Raw genomic sequence first — 16829 nt, 5'->3', positions numbered from 1 at the left:
CAGATGGCCGGGTGGCCGAATCCGAGATCTGCGCACTGACCGCTCGTGAACTCGCCGATCGGCTCCGGGCGCGGGAAGTGTCCGCGCGCGAAGTCACGCAGGCTCACCTGGACCGCGTCGAGCAGGTCAACCCGCAGGTCAACGCTGTCGTCACCCGCACCGTGGAAAGCGCTCTCAGTGCGGCCGCGGCGGCCGACGAGCGGCTCGCGGCAGGCGAGGAAGTCGGGCCGCTGCACGGGATTCCCATGGCGCACAAGGACAGTCACGAGACCGCGGGCATCCGCACGACCTACGGTTCGCCGCTGCTCGCCGACTACGTGCCCGAGCGCGACGAGCTGCTCGTCGAACGGCTGCGCGCGGCCGGGGTCATCACGATCGGCAAGACGAACGTGCCCGAGTTCGCCGCGGGCTCGCACACGTTCAACCCGGTTTTCGGCCTGACGCGCAATCCCTACGACCGCACGCGGTCCGCGGGCGGCAGCAGCGGCGGCGCGGCGGCCGCGCTCGCCTGCGGGATGCACCCGCTCGCCGACGGCAGTGACATGGGCGGTTCGCTGCGCAACCCGGCGTCGTTCTGCAACGTCGTCGGCTTCCGGCCTTCGCCCGGCCGCGTGCCGGACTGGCCGCGCGCGATGGGATGGACGACGATGGCGGTTAAGGGCCCGATGGCCCGCACGGTCGCCGACGCGGCGCTGCTGCTGTCGGTCATGGCCGGCCCCGACCCGCGGGACCCGACCTCGCTGGAAACGCCGGGATCCGTGTTCGCGCAACCACTCGACGCCGATCCGCGCGGTCTGCGCGTGGCGTGGTCGCCCGATCTCGGCGGCAGTCTCCCGGTCGACCCAGCGGTGGCCGCGGTCGTCGAGCGGGCTGCGCGGACCTTCGAGGACCTCGGCTGCCACGTCGAACGGGACTGCGTCGACTTCACCGGCGCCGACGAGGTGTTCCGGACCTTGCGCGCGTGGAGTTTCGCGCAAACCCATGCGGAGCACCGCGATCGGCTCAAGGCGACCTTGGCGCAGAACGTCGAGGAAGGACTCCGGCTGTCCGGTGTGGACATTGCGCGAGCCGAAGTGCTGCACACCGCGTTGTTCCACCGCACCCGGGAGTTCTTCGAGCGCTACGACATCCTGCTGCTGCCGGTGAGCCAGGTGCCGCCGTTCGACGCTGAACTGGAGTACCCGGCGTCGGTCGACGGCGTGCCGATGGAGGACTATCTGGGCTGGATGCGCTCGGCGTTCTTCGTGAGCGCCACGGGAAGCCCGGCATTGTCGGTGCCTGCCGGGTTCACCCCGGACGGGCTCCCCGTGGGGGTGCAGCTCGTCGGAGCACACCGCGCGGAACTCAGCGTGCTGCGGGCCGGGCACGCCTTCGAACAGGCGACGCGGTTCGCGGACCGGCGTCCCGACTTGCCGGACTGACCGGTTTCCCCAGCCGCCGCCCGAGCACGGTGAGCGCGGCGGGCAGCAGGACACCGCGGATCAGCGTCGCGTCGAGCAGGATCGCGAACGCCATCCCGAGGCCCATCATCTTGTACTCGATCGCGCTCAGTGTAAGGAAAACGCTGAAGACGCCGGTCATGATCACCGCCGCGCTGGTCACCACGCCGGCTCCCGAGGCCGTGCCGTCGATGATCGCTTCGCGGGCGCTCATCCCGGACAGCCATCGCTCGCGGATCCGGCTGAGAATGAAGATGTGGTAATCCATGCTGAGCCCGAACAGCAGCACGAACAGGAACACCGGGAGCCAGTCGAGCACCCCGCCGTACGGGGTGAAACCCAGCAGTGACGCGAAATTCCCGTCCTGGAACACCCACGTCAGCACCCCGTACGCGGCGCCGACCGAGAGCAGGTTCAGTGCGATCGACATGATCGCGACACCGATCGAGCGGAACGCCGCCCACAGCAGGACGAACGCGAGCAGCAGGATGAAGCCGAAAACGTACGGCGTCCGGTCGGCCACCTTTGCCGCGAAGTCGTGCGCGATGGCGGTCTTGCCCGCGACGGCGAACCCAATCCCGCCGACCTTGCCCAGGGTCGCCGGGAGAACGTCCTCACGCAGTGTCTTCAGTGCCTGATCCGAGGCCAGGGAACCATTACCCGCCAAGGGAATGCGGACTACGAGCGCCTGATCGACGGACACCGTGACAACCGGCCCCGCGGTTCGCGCCCCGAGTTCCGCGATGGCGTTCCGCACGGCAGGGGTGTCGACCGGGCCGCCCCGTCCGTTCCAGACGACGATGTGCGCCGGGATGGCCGCACCGGGGAACGCGTCCTGCATGCGCACCGCGGCGTCGATCACCGGGACGCTGCGCGGCAGGCTTTCCGTGGCCAGCGGCGCCTGGAGCTGGATCCTGCTCGCGGGCAACGCCAGGACGGCGAGGAGGACGACGGCGAGCCCACCCCACAGCGTCGGACGCCGCGTGACGACCTCGGCGATCTTGGCCCAGAACCGGGAATGGTCGGCCGTGGTCCGGCGCCGGCCGAGCCAGGGCAGCCTGCCGCGGTCGACCCAGTGGCCTAGCAGGGAAAGCAGCGCGGGCAGCGCGGTCACCGACGCGGCGACGGTCAGCCCGACAACCAGGATCGAGCTGATCGCGAACCCGCGGAGCTGGTCGAGTCCGGTGAAACCCAGCCCGGTCACACACAGCGCGACGGTGAGCCCGGAGACGGCCACGACCCGGCCCGAGGTGCCGGCGGCGGTCCGGATCGCCTGGTCGACCGGACGCCCGGCAGCGCGTTCCTCGCGTTCCCGGCGGAGGAAGAACAACGAGTAGTCGACCCCGACCGCGGTCCCGATGAGCAACGTCATCACTGTGGTGGCGCTGTTGATCGGCACCACTTTGTCCACAGCGGACAGAAAGCCGAACGTCGCGGTCACCGCGGTCGCGGTCAGCAGCAACGGGATCGACGCGGCGATCAGCGCCCCGAAGACGAACAGCAGGATCACCACGGTGAGCGGGAGGGAGATCAGTTCGGACCGCTTGATGTCCTGCTTGATGCTCTTGTCCACCACGGTGCTCAGGCTCATGTCCCCGGCCTGCGCTACCAGGACTGCGGGATGCCGCGCGGCCACGGCGTCCACGGCCGCGCTCGCGGCGGTGAAATGCGGACGGATTTCCGCGTCGGTGCCGGTGATCTGGAACGTCACCAGCCGCGACCTGCCATCCGGTGCGTCGACCGGCGTGCGGAGGCCGGTGACCGCGTCCGACGCTTGGAGGGTGCGCACGAGATCGTCGGTCGCCGATCGGAGTTCGGCGTCGTCGCGCGGTTCACGTTGTTGCACGAGGACGTTTTCCAGAAGTGGTTCGTAACTGTTCTGGGCGCGGAGAATCCCTTGTGCTGTACCGGATTCGCCGGCGTCGGAGCTGGGAAGGCTGGAACCGGGGACGAGCGAGCCGACGGCCAGTGCGAGCACGACGAGCGCGAGCCAGCCGAGGAGGACCGCGGCGCGGTGCCGGATCGACCAGCCCGCGATCCGCTCGATCACCGGCCCCCGCAGGTCCGGGGTGCCTGTGGGCAGCATGAACTAAAGTCCTTCCGTGAAGGAGCTATCTGTGTAAGGACTCGCCCTTGGGCGAGGTGCTTCTTCCACCTGGGCCGTCGAGTTGCCGCTCGGCGGCCCAGGGCCTTGCTCTTACTCGACGGTCTTATTCGACCTCCTTGAGGACGCGTTCGATGGAGCGCAGCCGGTCCTGGACGTCCGCGAGACGCCGTTCGGTTTCCTCCTGCGACCGCGTCGCCCGGTCGGCCAGCGCCCGGTACTCGTGCTCGCGCGCCAGCGCCGCCTTGGCCCGCCAGGTCGAGGCCAGCTGCACGATGGCGACGGTGAGCACGACGGTGATCAGCACGAAAACCCCGGTCACCCCGATGATTTCCTGCCACTGGTGCCAGTTCATGACCGTGCTCCCTCGTCCGAGCCGTCCCCCTGGACGGAATCCGGTGTGCTCAGCGTCGGTACCGCCGCCGCGACGGCCTGCGGGGTGAGCTGGACCGAAAACGGCGTGACCTCGTAGAACTTCATGGCCTTGCCGTCGGCCGAGACCTCGAGACTGGACGTCACCAGCCCCGCCGCCTCCAGCTTGCGCAGGTGTACCTGGAGGAGTGCGCGGCTGATCCGCAGCTCGCGCGCCAGCTCGCTGACGTAGGCGCGTTCGGCGAGCAGCGCGGCGACGATGCGCAGCCGGTGCGGATTCGCGAGCGTCCCGAGCAGCCGGACGAGCTCGTCGCCGGTCGGCGAAGAGCCACTCACCACGACGTCCCCCACATGCCAATAAAAGTTAGCAGGTGCCGACTCGGGTTGTCACCTGGTTCGGATTCGTGGCGGTTGACAGGCCTTTCATGAGCACGCCAGGATGGGATCACATTCAGATGATAGGAACATGTGATGACGACATCCGAAGGCATGGTGGACCTCACCGACGCCGAACTCGTGCGGGATCCGTTCACGGCGTATTCGCGGATCCGGGAGCGTGCGGCGCTGGCCAAGGCGGTCGTTCCCGGCATCGAGCCCATGTGGCTGGTCACCCGGTACGACGACGTCAAGCTCGTCATGAGCGATCCGAGGTTCGTCAGCTCCGCCGCGGCCGTGCCGGGCGCGGTGGACCTGCGGGAACAGCTGTGGCGTGCCACGGGGATCCCCGAAGAGCACTTCGTCTACCTGAAGTCGGGGATCAGCGAGGTCGACGGCGCCGAGCACGCTCGGCTGCGCGGCCTGGTCACCAGGGCGTTCACCGTGCGACGGGTCACCGAGCTGCGTCCGAGGATCGCTGAACTCACCGAGCGCCTTCTGGACGAACTACCCGGCCAAGCCGAGGACGGCGTCGTCGATCTGTTGCGGCACTTCGCGTATCCGCTGCCGATCGCGGTGATCTGCGAACTGGTCGGCATTCCCGAGGCGGATCGGCCACAGTGGCGGGAGTGGAGTGCCGCGCTGGCCGCGGGATTCGGCCCCGGAGTGGCCGAGGCGCTGGCGGGAATGGTGGATCACGTCCGGGTGCTCCTCGAATTCCGGCGGCACCACCCCGCGGACGACCTGATCACCGGACTGGTTCGCGCACAGGCCGAGGACGGCGATCGGCTCAGCGACGTCGAGATGATCGCGCTGGTGCAGAACCTCGTGGTCGCCGGGCACGAGACCACCGCGCACCTGCTGGCCAACGGCACCGCCGCGCTGCTCACTCATCCCGATCAGCTCGCCCTGCTTCGCGCGGATCCCGCCCTGCTGCCGAAGGCCGTGCACGAGCTGATGCGCTGGTGCGGGCCCGGGCTGGGCACCCGGATGCGGTACGCCGCCGAAGACGTCGAGATCGGCGGCGAACTGGTCCGCCGCGGCGAAGCCGTGATGCCGGTGCTCGCCGGGGCGAACTACGACCCGCGTAAGTTCACCGCCCCCGAGCGGCTCGACATCACCCGCGATCCTGGGCGCGCGGAAACCCACGTCGGATTCGGTGCGGGACCGCACTACTGCCTTGGTGCCGCGCTGGCCCGGCAAGAGGCCGAGATCGCCTTCGGCGCGTTGTTCCGGCGCTGTCCCGGACTCGCGCTCGCGGTCGAGCCGGAGGAGTTGCGGCACGGGCCGAATCCGGGCACCTGGCAGCTCGACGCGTTGCCCGTCCGGTGGTGAACCGTGGTGTCACAGCGGGTGGTCCAGCCACACGTTCGGCTCAACGTAGACGCCGAGGTCGCGCTTCACCGAAGCCAGTACGGGCGCGATGCCGCCAGGCACCGTGTTGAGCCCGTCGACGACACCGGTCCACTCCCGCCACTGCGCGAGCGTGCCGGTGACCGTCATCGCGAACGGCGCGACGCCGATCAGCCGCGCGCCGAGCCGTTCGTGCGTGCGCAACCACGGGTCGGCGAACAATCCGTCCGGACGCTTCCGCGTCACATAGTCCACAATGGACTCATTCGGTCGCTGCTCCAGTCCGGTCGGCCGCACCGGGACGACGAGCCGTGACAGCCCGGCGGCGCGTGCCTTCGCCCTCAGCTCCGTGAGCATGACCGCGGCGAGTCCTCGGCCTCGCGCGTGTTCGGCCACTGTGACCTCGATGGCGACCAGGCTGGTCGGGGCCCGCCCGTCCATGACGTCCTCGGCCGCCCACAGCAACGTGCCGTCCCAGCCGTGTTCGGGCAGCTCCGGTCGTTCGCCGGTCGGGAACTCCACCGGGATCGCGGCCGCGCGAGCCACCGGGACGTCGTCGTCCGGCAGCACCAGGAAGAACTCGGGCCACCGCGTGGCCAGCCGCTTCGACTTCGCCAGCAGGCCCACCACGTCGTGACTCAGGAACTCCCCGCCGACGGTGCCGAGGTCGAGCGCGGCCCGCCGCAACTCCGGCCGGGTCGCCAGGTCCTCCATGCGCATTGGCCCAGTAGAGCCGATCTTCCCGGCCGACGCGACGAGAATTCCGTGCGGGAACGGCGATCTCGCGTGATCGAACACGGCACTCGCGTGATTGGACGGCGAACTCGTGTGTCAGAGCGGGTGGTCCATCCAGACGTTGGGCTCGACGTAGATACCGACGTCGTGCGACACCGAGGCGTGGACCGGGGCGATGCCGCCGGGGATCCGGTTCGGACCGTCGGCGAGCTTGACCCCGGTCCACTCCCGCCATTGGGCGAGCGTGCCGGTGACCGTCAGCGCGAAGGGCGCGATCTTCACCAGCCGCGCGCCCAGCCGCTCGTGGGTCCGCAGCCAGCGGTCGGCGAACAGCCCGTCCTCCCGGCGGCGAAACGCGTACTCCGGCATCGGCACGTCCGGCTCGGCTTCCTTGCCGATCGGGCGCACCGGCGCCACCAGCCGGGTCAGTCCGGTTTCGGCGGCTCGCGCCTTGAACGCCTTCAACGCGTGCGTCGAGAGACCGGTACCCAGCAGGTGTCGCGCCACCACGATTTCGAGTGCCACCAGGGTGGTCGGCGCGCGACCGTCGACAAGATCCTCGAGGGCCCAGCGCAGTGCCGCGTCCCAGCCGTCGTCGGGCAGTTCGGGGCGGTCCGCGGTCGGGAACGCGACCGGGATGGACAGCGCCCGCGCCATCAGCGTGTCGTCGTCATCGAGAAGAACAAGGGAATACTGGCCCCAATGCTTCAGCAATCGCTCGGGTGCGATCACCTTGCCGCCGGGGCCGCGATAGAGGAATTCGCCGCCGACGTCACCGAGCCGCAGTGCGGGATCGACCAGATCCGGCCTGCCGGAGAGATCCACAACGCGCATCGGCACAGTAAACCGAGATGATCATGGCCGGGATACCTGCTTACGGGCGAAGCGCGCGGATCGCGGCCGTGCCGCGAGAAACTCAGCGCATGGGCAGCACCTTCCTCCGCTTGGTCAGCGCCGTCGGGCTCAGGTTGGCGTTGGTGCCCGCGTGGTGGCCGTCGAGATAGCCGGTGCCCGACAGCCGCCGGGGCGGGGCCGCGCGCAGATCGCTGAACTGCTCGTCGAAGGCCTGCTGCACCATCGCCGTGCGATCGCGGACGACCAGCTCGGCCGACCGCCCGCTCGCCGACATCGCGGTGTGACTCCGCGCCGCGTGCTCCTCGGCCTGGCGCAATCGTTCGTACACCGCCCGCGCGAACCCGTGCAGCCACGTCCGCCGGTACGCGGCCAGCGATTCACCGCGGAACACGCGGTTCTCCGGCCGTACCCTGGTCAGCTGCGTCGTCGCCTGCAACAGCAGGCTGGTGAACAGCAGCTCCACGCGTTCGAGGTCGGAACGGAAACCGAAGACGGTCACCGCCTCGACGCCCTTGGCCGCGCGATGCAGCAGCGTGCGGCAGCGCAGCGGGAACGCGATGTTGGTCAGCAGCGTGGCCTTGTCCCTGCTGTACGGGTTGTCGAGCGGGATCTTGCGCATGCCGATCTCGTCGGCCCCCGTGCCCGCGTCGGCGACCATCGCGCGGTCGATCCCGTACCGGGCTATCAGCTCGGCGGCCTTGGTGTTGTACAGCTCGGCTTCCGCCTCGGTGACCGCCGGGTCCTCCGCCTTGGCGAGCAGCTTCCGGACCCGCGCGAGCAGCATGTCGTGGTCGGGCAATGGTCCCCCTTCCTGTTCGGGCGAGGCCCAGCCTGGTTGGGTGGGCACGGGGACAAGATAGGACGCGGGTACGACAATATTCGATCAGGTGTTCGGGCAGGGGAGGTGGTCGGTGTGTCCGCCGAAGTGGCCGTCGTCGGCTCCGGGCCCAACGGCCTGGCCGCCGCTGTGCTGCTGGCCAGAGCCGGTCTCGGCGTCGAAGTGTACGAGTCCGCCGCCGAGATCGGCGGTGGCGCCCGCACGGTGCCGCTGTTCGACGCCGACGTCCGGCACGACGTCTGCGCCGCGGTGCATCCGATGGCCGCGGCCTCGCCGTTCTTCCGCGGCTTCGACCTCGCCGCACACGGCGTCGAACTGCTCCACCCGGAGATCTCCTACGCCCATCCGATCGACGAGCACCGCACTGCCCTGGCCTACCCCGGTCTGGACCGGACCTGCGCCGGGCTCGGCGCCGACGGCGATCGCTGGCGACGTCTCATGGCGCCGCTCGTCGACCGCAGCCCGGGCGTGGTCGAGGCGTTGCTCGGCGACCTCCGGCACCTCCCGCGCGACCCGCGCGCCGCCGCCCTGCTGCCGTTCCGGATACTCACGCAGGGCCTCGGGTTCCATGGTCCGGAAGCACCCGCGCTGCTGACGGGCGTCGCCGCGCACACGATGTCCCGCCTGCCCGCGCTCGCCGCGGCGGGCGCGGCATTGCTCCTCGGCCACCTCGCGCACGCGACCGGCTGGCCGCTCCCGCGCGGCGGCAGTCAGTCGATCGTCGACGCGCTCGCCGCGGACCTGCTCGCCCACGGCGGCCGGATCCGCCTCGACAGCCGGGTCACCGACCTGCGGCAGCTCGCGCACGCCCGCGCCGTCCTGCTCGACCTCGTGCCCCGCGGCGTGCTCGACATCGCGGGCGAACTGCTGCCCGCCGGATACCGCCGGGCACTGGAGCGGTACCGGTACGGCCCCGGCGCGGCCAAGGTGGACTTCCTCGTGTCCGAACCGATTCCGTGGCGCGACAAGCGGATCGGCGCGGCCGGAACCGTCCACATCGGAGGGACAGCGGCGGAGGTGCGCACGGCGGAGAACGCCGTCGCGGCGGGAAGACACGCGGACGAGCCGTTCGTGCTTCTCTCCGAGCCGATGACCACCGACCCGTCACGCGGGCTTTCCGGCAAGCGTCCAGTGTGGACATACACCCACGTCCCCCACGGCGATCCGCTCGACGCCACCGACCTCGTCCGCCATCGGATCGAACGGTTCGCACCCGGATTCTCGGACACGATCCTCGCGTCGGCCGCCCGGCCGGCGTCGGAACTGGAGGCATACAACGCGAACTACGTCGGCGGGGACATCGCCGGGGGCGCGGTGAGCCCGCGGCAGCTGCTCGCCCGCCCGGCAGCACGCTGGAATCCCTACCGCACGCCGCTGAGTGGCGTGTACCTCTGCTCGGCCGCGACACCGCCCGGATCCGGTGTCCACGGAATGGCCGGAATGCACGCGGCGAAGGCGGTGCTACGCCGCGAGTTCGGCATCCAGAGTCTTCCCACCGGCTGGGAGACGTAACATTCTTCCAAGCCGCCGGGGCGCATCGGTGTGCAAAGTGGGCCCATGACTGACGAAACCACCCAGGAATCGGCCCTGTCCCTGGCCGACGGCACCCTCCACATCCGCCAGGACGGCCCCCGCGACGCTCCCGCGGTCCTGCTCGTCCACGGGTCCGCGTCGTCGGCCCGTTCCTGGGATCCGCTGGTGCCGATGCTGGCCGAGACGCATCGCGTCATCCGGCTCGACCTGCTCGGCCACGGCCGATCCGCCAAACCGGGCGACGCGCGGTACGAGATCCCGGACCAGGGTCGCCGGGCGGGCGAGGTGCTGGATCTGCTCGGCGTGCGCAGCGCTGTCGTGGTCGGCCACTCCACCGGCGGCTCGGTCGCCACCGCCCTCGCCGAGCAACGGCCTGGCCTGGTGACCGCGCTGGCGCTCATCAACACCGGGCCCTGCTTGGACGCGTTCATCGCGCAGGAGTTCGCCATCGGCCCCGCGCAGTGGCCCGAGCTGACCGACGAGCAGATCCGCCAGGCCATGCGCCCCGCCTTCAGCCGCCCGGGTTTCGTGATTCCCCAGCAGCTCGTGGACGACGTGCGCGGGATGACCTACCACGCCTTCACCGCGACATTCCAGGCGTCCAGCGGCTACCTGGCGCAGCGGCCACTCCCTGATCGGCTGAAATCCCTCGGTAAGCCGCTCCTGGTGATCTTCGGTGAAGAAGACCGGAGATGGCGTTCTTCCTCCGCCGCCGACTATCGCGTGGTCGCGGGCGCGCGCGTCGAGCTGCTGTCCGGCGTCGGGCATTCGCCCATGCTCGAGGATCCACCTCGGACCGCAGAACTCCTTCTGCCCTTTCTCGCGCGGGCGGAGTGAAACCCGCGCTAAGTGGGTTGCGCCAGGGCACCGCGAGGGCCAGTGTCACACCTAATACTGGGTGGCTCTGGAGGGGCAATGCGAACCATGCGTGTGCTCGCCGCGATCGGGCTGGCGAGCGTCTCCCTGCTCTCCACCGCCGTGCCGGCGTCGGCAGCCGACGATCCGGCGAGGCAGGTGGTGATCCGTGACGGTGAGACGAAACCCGTCTACGACTACGCGAAGGCGGTGCGGGAACAGGTCTACGTCGAAACACCGGTCGACAGCGACCGCGACGGCAAACGGGACCGGGTTTCGGTGTACGTCACCCGGCCGAAGGAAACCGACGGCGGGCTGAAGGTCGCCAGCATCATCGAGCCGAGCCCGTACTTCGGCGGCACGATCGACGCGCCGTACCACCCCGCCGACGTCACCGACGTGCCGCGGATCTCGCCGTGGTCGCCGCCGACCGGCCCACAGCCCCCGGTGAACTACAACCGGGTCTACTACGACAACTACTTCGTCTCGCGCGGCTACGCCGTGCTGTCGGCGAACACGCTCGGCACCGGCGACTCCGACGGCTGCCCGAGCGCGATCGGGCCCGAAGAGAAGACCGGCATGAAGACGGTCGTGGAGTGGCTGACCGGCAAGGCGAAGGCGTTCACCAAGGACGGCAAGGAGGTCAAGGCCTCCTGGTCCACCGGCAACGTCGCGATGGCAGGCAAGAGCTACGACGGCACGCTGCCGGTCGCGGTCGCGAGCACCGGCGTCAAGGGGCTGAAGACGATCGTCTCGATCTCCGGCATCGCGAGCTGGTACGACTACTACCGCGCGGAAGGCGGGGTCGTGTCACCCGGCGGGTATGTCGGCGAGGACGCCGACCTGCACGCGAAAGTGGTGCTGACCCGCAAGAATCCGGAGGTCTGCGCGGGCCCGATCCACGAGATGGAAAAGGCGATGGACCGGGTTTCCGGGGACTACAACGCCTTCTGGGACCAGCGGAACTTCGCCAAGGATCTCGGCAACTACCACGGCAGCGTGTTCCAGGTGGCCGGGATCAACGACTGGAACGTCAAGCCCAAGAACTTCACCGATCTGTGGGAAGCCTTGGGCCGCAACGACATCACCCGCAAGCTGTGGCTGCACCAGGCCGCGCACGACGACCCGCTCTATGTCGCGCAGCAGTCCTGGCTCGACGCGGTGCACCAGTGGTTCGACCATGAGCTCTACGGCGTCCGCAACAACGTGCTGCGGCAGCCGAAGGTGCACTTCGAGACGTCGCCGGGGAAGTGGACCGACTACCGCGACTACCCGGAACCCGGCGCGCACGACGTCACGCTGCGGCTCGGCGCGTCGCACGGGGACCAGCCGGGCGTGCTCGGCCCGTGGGTGCCCGGTTACGGGCGGAAGCAGCAGTTCGTGGACGACCCGGCGAGGACGGCGGACAGCCTGATCGCCGCGCAGGACAAGGCCGATCCGAACCGCCTGCTGTACGTGTCCGAGCCGCTGCCGAAGGACGTCCGCATCTCCGGGACGCCCGAGGTCAGCGTGCGGGCGTCGGTGGACGGGAAGTCGCCGTACCTGAGCGCGCTGCTCGTGGACTACGGCACCGATCAGCGGATCACCGGGTTCGGCCCGACGAAGGACACCTGGTGCTTCGGGGACACGCTCGGCACTGACTCCGGATGCCGGCCGAAGTACGCCTACACCACCGCGCAGACGCCGTACGACGTGATCAGCCGTGGCTGGCTGGACGTGCGGAACCGGCATTCCGACAGCCGGACCGAGCCCATCCAGGCCGGGCGGACGTACTCCTTCGACTGGGACCTGCAGCCGCGGCAGTACCAGCTGAAGGCCGGACACCGCCTCGGCGTCGTGCTCCTGGTGACCGACCGGGACTACACGCTGCACTACCCGGCGGGCACGAAGGTTTCCGTGACACTGGGCGAAAGCTCGATCCGGCTTCCTGTGGTCGGCTGAGTTCCCTGGTCGTGCCGTTAAGGCCACCTTACGGGCGTCCGACGCCCGTAAGGTGGCCTTAACGGCGCTTCAGCCGAGGTAGGCGTCGAGGGTGACGGCGAGGGCGACTTCGGCCGACGGTGCGAAGCTCGCCCCGGCCAGGCCGCCCCACAGCCACAGCTGGGCGAGCCCGTGCAGCGCGGCCCACAACGACGTCGCCAGCAGCCGTGGATCCGTTCCCTGGTGCCAGTTCCCGGCCTGGACGGCGGCGACGAGCTCGGCGAAGAAGTCGAACACCGCGCTGCTCACCGCGGTGAGTTCCGGGTCGTCGGGGTCGATCAGGTCCCGGCGGAACATGAGCTCGAACATCGCCGGGTTCCCCAGCGCGAAGTCGAGATAGCCGTGGCACGCGGCGGTGAGCCGCTCCCTGGCGGTACCGTCGGGCAGCTGCTCGCGGCGTTCGAGCAGCTGCCGGTAGCCGAGCACGGCGACGGCCGAGAGCAGTTCGGCGCGGCCGGAGAAGTGCCGCAGCGGGGCGCCGTGGGACACACCCGCGGCCTTCGCGATCCCGCGCAGGGTCACCGCGCCGACACCCTCCTCGGCGAGCAGGGCGTTCGCGGTGCTGATCAGATGGCTTCGGGTGCCCATGCGCCCAAAGCGTCCACTTCGGACAGTGCGACAGGCTGGAGTTCCGGCCGCTTGGGGAGAAAGCCGTCGCCCGACGAACGGCCGGTCAGGCGATTGCGGACGCGGGTGAGCATCGCGGGAGCGACGTGCTCGCGGAACCAGCGCAGGTCGCCACGCAGGCCGGGCCGGACGTCGGTGCCCGGCAACGGCCGCAGCCAGTCGTGTTCGAGCCCGAGCCGGTCCAAGACGTGCCCGGCGACGCGCCGGTGTCCTGCCTCCGAGAGGTGCAGCCGATCCGGGCCGAAGTAGCGGGAGTCGTGGGCGGCCTGGTCGGGCCACAGGTCGACGAGCAGGGTGCCGTAGCTGACCGACGCCTCGCGGATCGCGTCGTTGAGCGCGGTCACCCGCGGGCGCATCCGGCGGACGAACGGCACCCGGTCGGAGATGTCGCTGAGCGTGAAGGTGACGACGGTCGGGGCGAGCCGGGCGCAGGCGCGGATGGCGGCGTCGACGCGGCGGGCCACCGTGCGCTCGTCCCAGTCGCGGTGCAGGACGTCGTTGCCACCGCCGAACAACGCGATCAGGTCGGGCGCGAGCCGCCGCGCTGTCGGGATCTGCTCGGCGGTGATCTGGTCGAGCCGCCTGCCGCGCACCGCCAGGTTGGCGTACTGGAAGCCGTCGTGGGCGAGCCGTGCGGCCACGAAGTCCGCCCAGCCGCGGTACTGGTCGCTGCCGGGGTACGGGTCGTCGAGCCCTTCAGCGCAGCTGTCGCCGAGAACGACGAAACGGTCGTGATGCATCAACGTCTCCGTAACCCATGGTTCACCTTGTAGACACTGTCTATCAAACGTCTGTAGACGCTGTCTACTTCGGGGTGGCGGTCTCGCTCGCTCGGGTTAGGTGGCGCGACGTCGTTTGCGCCACGAATACACCGCGACCCCGGCGCCGGGCGCGGCCGTCAGCAGGCCGATCACGGTGCCTGCCAGGGGAGAGTGGCTGAGGAACGCGACCATCGCGCACAACTCGCCGAGGACGACGGCCGCACCGAAGAAGAACTCCCGAAGGATGCGGAGGGTGTTCGTGGTGCGTCGATCGGATTCCACCACCTGAGTGAACGCCTCGACCGCTTTCATCGGGTCCGCTCCGGAGCCTTCGCGCGCAGAGCGATGCGGAGCGCGGGAATCCGGACGAGCAGCCGGAAGGCGTACAGCAACTGCGCGCGGCGTGGATGGGCCGATTGCGCCAGTTCATCGAGTTCGCTCAGATACTCGTCGAAGTAGCGTTCGCGGTCGGCGGGTGGCAGGACACGCGACGCCCAGCTGATGGCGCGTTGCGGACCCGATGCGATGGGGCGCCGAGTCGGCGGCGGGGGAGGTTGCGTCGTCGGCCGCGTGGGTTCTTCTGCCTCGAAGAGATCGCCCGGCACCTCGGTCATCGGGTTGGGCGGGTGGTCGCGCAGGCGATGCCTCCCCGATGGCGTTGCTTCCGGTGATTCCGGTCCGGGTTCCGGTTCGGGCGTCTCCGGCGGAGTGGTGACCCGTGCGACGTGGTCCAGGAACTTTCGTCGCGGATTGTCCTCGTCTTCGCTCGGTCCCGTGGGCGGGGGGAAGTAGGGGACCGGAGGCGGGGCGCCGTAGTCCGGAGGTTCGAAAGGCGGATAGCCGTAACGCGGGTAGCCGTAGGGTGCGTCGTCGTGAGGCGGATAGTCGTAGGGCGGCGGATCCCCGTAACCGCGTTCGTAGCCGTAGACCGACGAAGGTGAGCCGTAATCGAATTCTCGCGATGGGGAGGATTCCGCGGTCACGGCAGGCCTCCCGCGGTCCCCGGCCGCAACCGGTCCAGGCCCTTGGCTCTCGGCGCCGCACGGTGCAATGCCGCCTTCACCGTGGCCAGGCTGTCCGGATTCAGCCGGTAGTACCGCCGCTTCGGCCGCCCTTCCTCCCGCGCGTCGATGTTCTCCCAGCGGCTGAGCAGCCATCCGGCCTTCTCCAGCCGCGCCAGGATCGGGTGGATCGTGCCGCTGGGCAGCCCGGCCGCATCGCACAGCTGGAGGCCGTACATCTCCCGATCCGGTTCGTCGATCAGGACGTGCAGGACGAGCTGCGTCGGCAGCGTCATCCGTGGCTCACGGGAACCAACCATGCAAGAACTCTACCTAGCCCCCTAGGTAGAGTTCAAGCGAGCCGAACTCGATGGGCCAGCGCGATCGCGCGGCGCGGGTCGCCGGACGCCGGCTGCTCACCGGCGAGGAGGTCGCGGCGCTGGGGTAACTATACGAACGGTCGTGCTATATTCGGCGGCATGACCGAGTTCGGAGTGGCCGGGGTATACGTGGGCAAGCCGAGCGTGCTCGGGCACCAGCGGGATCAGCCGGTGCTGAGCGCGATCACCAAGGCGAAGGTCGAGGCGCCGGAACTGGCGCTCACCCAGATCAATCTCGACGGGGACGACCAGGCCGACCGCACCGTGCACGGCGGTGTCGACAAAGCGGTTTACATCTACCCTGCCGAGCACTACCGCGCCTGGGCCGAGGATTCCTTCACCGCCGCCCCTGGCGACTTCGGGGAGAACGTGTCGGTGACCGGCGCCGCCGAGGAGGAGGTCCGCGTCGGCGACATCTGGGAGTGGGGTGACGCGCTGCTCCAGGTGTCGCAGCCGCGGACGCCGTGTTTCAAGCTGGCGATGAAGACGCGCCGCAAGGACATCATCCCCGCGATGATCGACTCCGGGCGCAGCGGTTGGTACTTCCGCGTGCTGCGCCCCGGCACAGTGCCGACGAGCGGCGCGATGAAGCTCGTCGAACGCAGCGACGGGCCGAGTATCACCGAGGTTTACTTGGTGTCGTACGCCAACATCGGGCAGCTGGACCCGTCGCGGCACGACGCGCTCTTCGCGCTGGCCGACAGGGTGGTGAACACGCCCGCGCTCTCGCCTCAGTTCCGTGCCGGCGTTCAGTCCACTGTGGAACGTTGGCGGGCGCGTCGTGCCGGTTGACGGCCGCCTCGCCCGCGGTGCCGCGACCCGGCGGACGGTGTTGCGGCACGCGGTCGACGTCGCCTCGGTGGACGGTCTCGACGGGCTTTCGCTCGGCAGGCTCGCCACCGAACTGGAGCTGAGCAAGAGCGGGGTGTTCGCGCTGTTCGGGTCCAAAGAGGACCTTCAGCTGGCGACGATCCAGGCCGCCGACGAGATCTTCGCCGGGCACGTGCTGCGGCCGACGTCCGAGGCCGCGCCCGGGATGGCGCGGCTGCGGGCGTTGTGCGACAACTGGCTCGCCTATTCGGAGCGGCGGATCTTCCCCGGTGGGTGCTTCTTCTTCAACGTCGGTGCGGAGTTCGACGCGCGCCCCGGCCGAGTGCACGACGCGATCGCGGCGGCCGGCAAGGCGTTCACCGGCTTCATCGCCGACATCGTCGCGGAGGCGGCGCGGCTTGGCGAACTGGCTCCTGGTGTCGACGTCGCGCAGCTCGCGTTCACCCTGCACGCGCTGGGCCGCGCGGCGAACGCCGAGGCCGTGCTGCACGGCGGCTCCGGTGCCTACCGGCTGGCCCGCGAGTGCATGCACGCCCAGCTCGACACCGCCGCCCGGTAGGCCGTGAAGGACTCCTTACCGGCGCTCAACGCCGGTAAGGAGTCCTTCACGGACCCGTGCGAGCGGAGTGCGTCGAGTGGGACCGTGGGTGCCGCGCGTTTGTGCTGGAGGACGGCTCCGGTGTGCTGGCCTGGGGGTGCGACGAGGGCGTCCCTCGGATCTCCCGCCCAAGCCGACCACATCGCCGGATGTCGCGAACGCTCCGTTGGCGACGTTGAGCGTCTCGAACGG

General features: G+C 69.7%; 18 protein-coding genes. 7 read left to right on the top strand and 11 right to left on the bottom strand.

Annotation, left to right across the window (positions count from 1 at the left end; all coding sequences use genetic code 11):
• Nucleotides 1-11 precede the first annotated feature (11 nt).
• Nucleotides 12-1421 carry an amidase gene (locus ACFWY9_RS10055; protein WP_378338652.1) on the top strand — a complete coding sequence of 470 codons (1410 nt, stop codon included), beginning with the start codon at nt 12-14 and terminating at the stop codon, nt 1419-1421.
• Here ACFWY9_RS10055 and ACFWY9_RS10050 read toward each other — a convergent pair.
• The 3 genes from ACFWY9_RS10050 to ACFWY9_RS10040 all read right to left on the bottom strand — a co-directional run bounded on the left by ACFWY9_RS10050 (nt 1345) and on the right by ACFWY9_RS10040 (nt 4251).
• Nucleotides 1345-3525 carry an MMPL family transporter gene (locus ACFWY9_RS10050; RefSeq protein ID WP_378338651.1) on the bottom strand — a complete coding sequence of 727 codons (2181 nt, stop codon included), beginning with the start codon at nt 3523-3525 and terminating at the stop codon, nt 1345-1347. The genes ACFWY9_RS10055 and ACFWY9_RS10050 overlap by 77 nt on opposite strands.
• A gap of 124 nt (nt 3526-3649) precedes the next feature.
• Complete coding sequence (locus ACFWY9_RS10045) at nt 3650-3898, bottom strand: hypothetical protein (protein ID WP_378324394.1); 249 nt, start codon at nt 3896-3898, stop codon at nt 3650-3652.
• Nucleotides 3895-4251 (bottom strand): ArsR/SmtB family transcription factor, encoded by a 357-nt coding sequence (locus ACFWY9_RS10040; RefSeq protein WP_378324395.1) that lies wholly within the window; start codon nt 4249-4251, stop codon nt 3895-3897. The genes ACFWY9_RS10045 and ACFWY9_RS10040 overlap by 4 nt, the downstream gene beginning before the upstream one ends.
• A 135-nt stretch (nt 4252-4386) precedes the next feature.
• Here ACFWY9_RS10040 and ACFWY9_RS10035 point away from each other — a divergent pair, with 135 nt between their 5' ends.
• Nucleotides 4387-5625, top strand: a complete 1239-nt coding sequence (locus tag ACFWY9_RS10035) for a cytochrome P450 (RefSeq protein WP_378324396.1) — start codon at nt 4387-4389, stop codon at nt 5623-5625.
• Between the two features lie 9 nt (nt 5626-5634).
• Here ACFWY9_RS10035 and ACFWY9_RS10030 read toward each other — a convergent pair whose 3' ends face one another.
• The 3 genes from ACFWY9_RS10030 to ACFWY9_RS10020 all read right to left on the bottom strand — a co-directional run bounded on the left by ACFWY9_RS10030 (nt 5635) and on the right by ACFWY9_RS10020 (nt 8032).
• The gene (locus tag ACFWY9_RS10030) at nt 5635-6363 is read right to left on the bottom strand and encodes a GNAT family N-acetyltransferase (RefSeq protein ID WP_378338650.1); all 729 of its coding nucleotides are present in this window, start codon (nt 6361-6363) and stop codon (nt 5635-5637) included.
• 111 nt (nt 6364-6474) lie between these two features.
• Nucleotides 6475-7212: a Long-chain-fatty-acid--CoA ligase gene (locus tag ACFWY9_RS10025; RefSeq protein ID WP_378338649.1), complete on the bottom strand. Its 738-nt coding sequence runs from the start codon at nt 7210-7212 to the stop codon at nt 6475-6477.
• Between the two features lie 82 nt (nt 7213-7294).
• On the bottom strand, nt 7295-8032 hold the full coding sequence (locus ACFWY9_RS10020) for a DUF2786 domain-containing protein (RefSeq protein WP_378324516.1): 738 nt from the start codon (nt 8030-8032) through the stop codon (nt 7295-7297).
• Nucleotides 8033-8146: 114 nt separating this feature from the next.
• Here ACFWY9_RS10020 and ACFWY9_RS10015 point away from each other — a divergent pair, with 114 nt between their 5' ends.
• From ACFWY9_RS10015 to ACFWY9_RS10005, 3 genes are all read left to right on the top strand, one after another.
• A complete protein-coding gene (locus ACFWY9_RS10015; protein WP_378338648.1) occupies nt 8147-9583 on the top strand; it encodes a phytoene desaturase family protein in 1437 nt (478 codons plus the stop codon).
• A 45-nt stretch (nt 9584-9628) separates the two neighbouring features.
• Nucleotides 9629-10441 (top strand): alpha/beta fold hydrolase, encoded by an 813-nt coding sequence (locus ACFWY9_RS10010; RefSeq protein ID WP_378338647.1) that lies wholly within the window; start codon nt 9629-9631, stop codon nt 10439-10441.
• Nucleotides 10442-10519: 78 nt separating this feature from the next.
• Entirely contained in the window at nt 10520-12400 is a 1881-nt protein-coding gene (locus ACFWY9_RS10005) for a Xaa-Pro dipeptidyl-peptidase (protein ID WP_378338646.1), read from the top strand.
• A 69-nt stretch (nt 12401-12469) separates the two neighbouring features.
• Here the strand turns inward: ACFWY9_RS10005 and ACFWY9_RS10000 are convergent, their stop codons facing one another.
• The 5 genes from ACFWY9_RS10000 to ACFWY9_RS09980 all read right to left on the bottom strand — a co-directional run bounded on the left by ACFWY9_RS10000 (nt 12470) and on the right by ACFWY9_RS09980 (nt 15148).
• Nucleotides 12470-13027: a TetR/AcrR family transcriptional regulator gene (locus ACFWY9_RS10000; RefSeq protein ID WP_378338645.1), complete on the bottom strand. Its 558-nt coding sequence runs from the start codon at nt 13025-13027 to the stop codon at nt 12470-12472.
• On the bottom strand, nt 13006-13806 hold the full coding sequence (locus ACFWY9_RS09995) for an SGNH/GDSL hydrolase family protein (RefSeq protein WP_378338644.1): 801 nt from the start codon (nt 13804-13806) through the stop codon (nt 13006-13008). The genes ACFWY9_RS10000 and ACFWY9_RS09995 overlap by 22 nt, the downstream gene beginning before the upstream one ends.
• Nucleotides 13807-13902: 96 nt before the next feature.
• On the bottom strand, nt 13903-14139 hold the full coding sequence (locus ACFWY9_RS09990; protein WP_378338643.1) for a hypothetical protein: 237 nt from the start codon (nt 14137-14139) through the stop codon (nt 13903-13905).
• Nucleotides 14136-14810 (bottom strand): hypothetical protein, encoded by a 675-nt coding sequence (locus ACFWY9_RS09985; RefSeq protein ID WP_378324407.1) that lies wholly within the window; start codon nt 14808-14810, stop codon nt 14136-14138. The genes ACFWY9_RS09990 and ACFWY9_RS09985 overlap by 4 nt, the downstream gene beginning before the upstream one ends.
• A complete protein-coding gene (locus ACFWY9_RS09980) occupies nt 14807-15148 on the bottom strand; it encodes a PadR family transcriptional regulator (RefSeq protein WP_378324409.1) in 342 nt (113 codons plus the stop codon). The genes ACFWY9_RS09985 and ACFWY9_RS09980 overlap by 4 nt, the downstream gene beginning before the upstream one ends.
• A 159-nt stretch (nt 15149-15307) precedes the next feature.
• Here ACFWY9_RS09980 and ACFWY9_RS09975 point away from each other — a divergent pair, with 159 nt between their 5' ends.
• Both ACFWY9_RS09975 and ACFWY9_RS09970 read left to right on the top strand, forming a co-directional pair.
• Entirely contained in the window at nt 15308-16000 is a 693-nt protein-coding gene (locus tag ACFWY9_RS09975; protein ID WP_378338642.1) for an MOSC domain-containing protein, read from the top strand.
• On the top strand, nt 15990-16598 hold the full coding sequence (locus ACFWY9_RS09970) for a TetR/AcrR family transcriptional regulator (protein ID WP_378338641.1): 609 nt from the start codon (nt 15990-15992) through the stop codon (nt 16596-16598). The genes ACFWY9_RS09975 and ACFWY9_RS09970 overlap by 11 nt, the downstream gene beginning before the upstream one ends.
• The last annotated feature ends 231 nt before the right edge of the window (nt 16599-16829 follow it).

This window comes from Amycolatopsis sp. NPDC059027 (assembly GCF_042739735.1).
Taxonomy (GTDB): domain Bacteria; phylum Actinomycetota; class Actinomycetes; order Mycobacteriales; family Pseudonocardiaceae; genus Amycolatopsis.
Note: the sequence above shows the minus strand (reverse complement) of the source record. Positions and strands in the feature narration are given on the sequence as shown.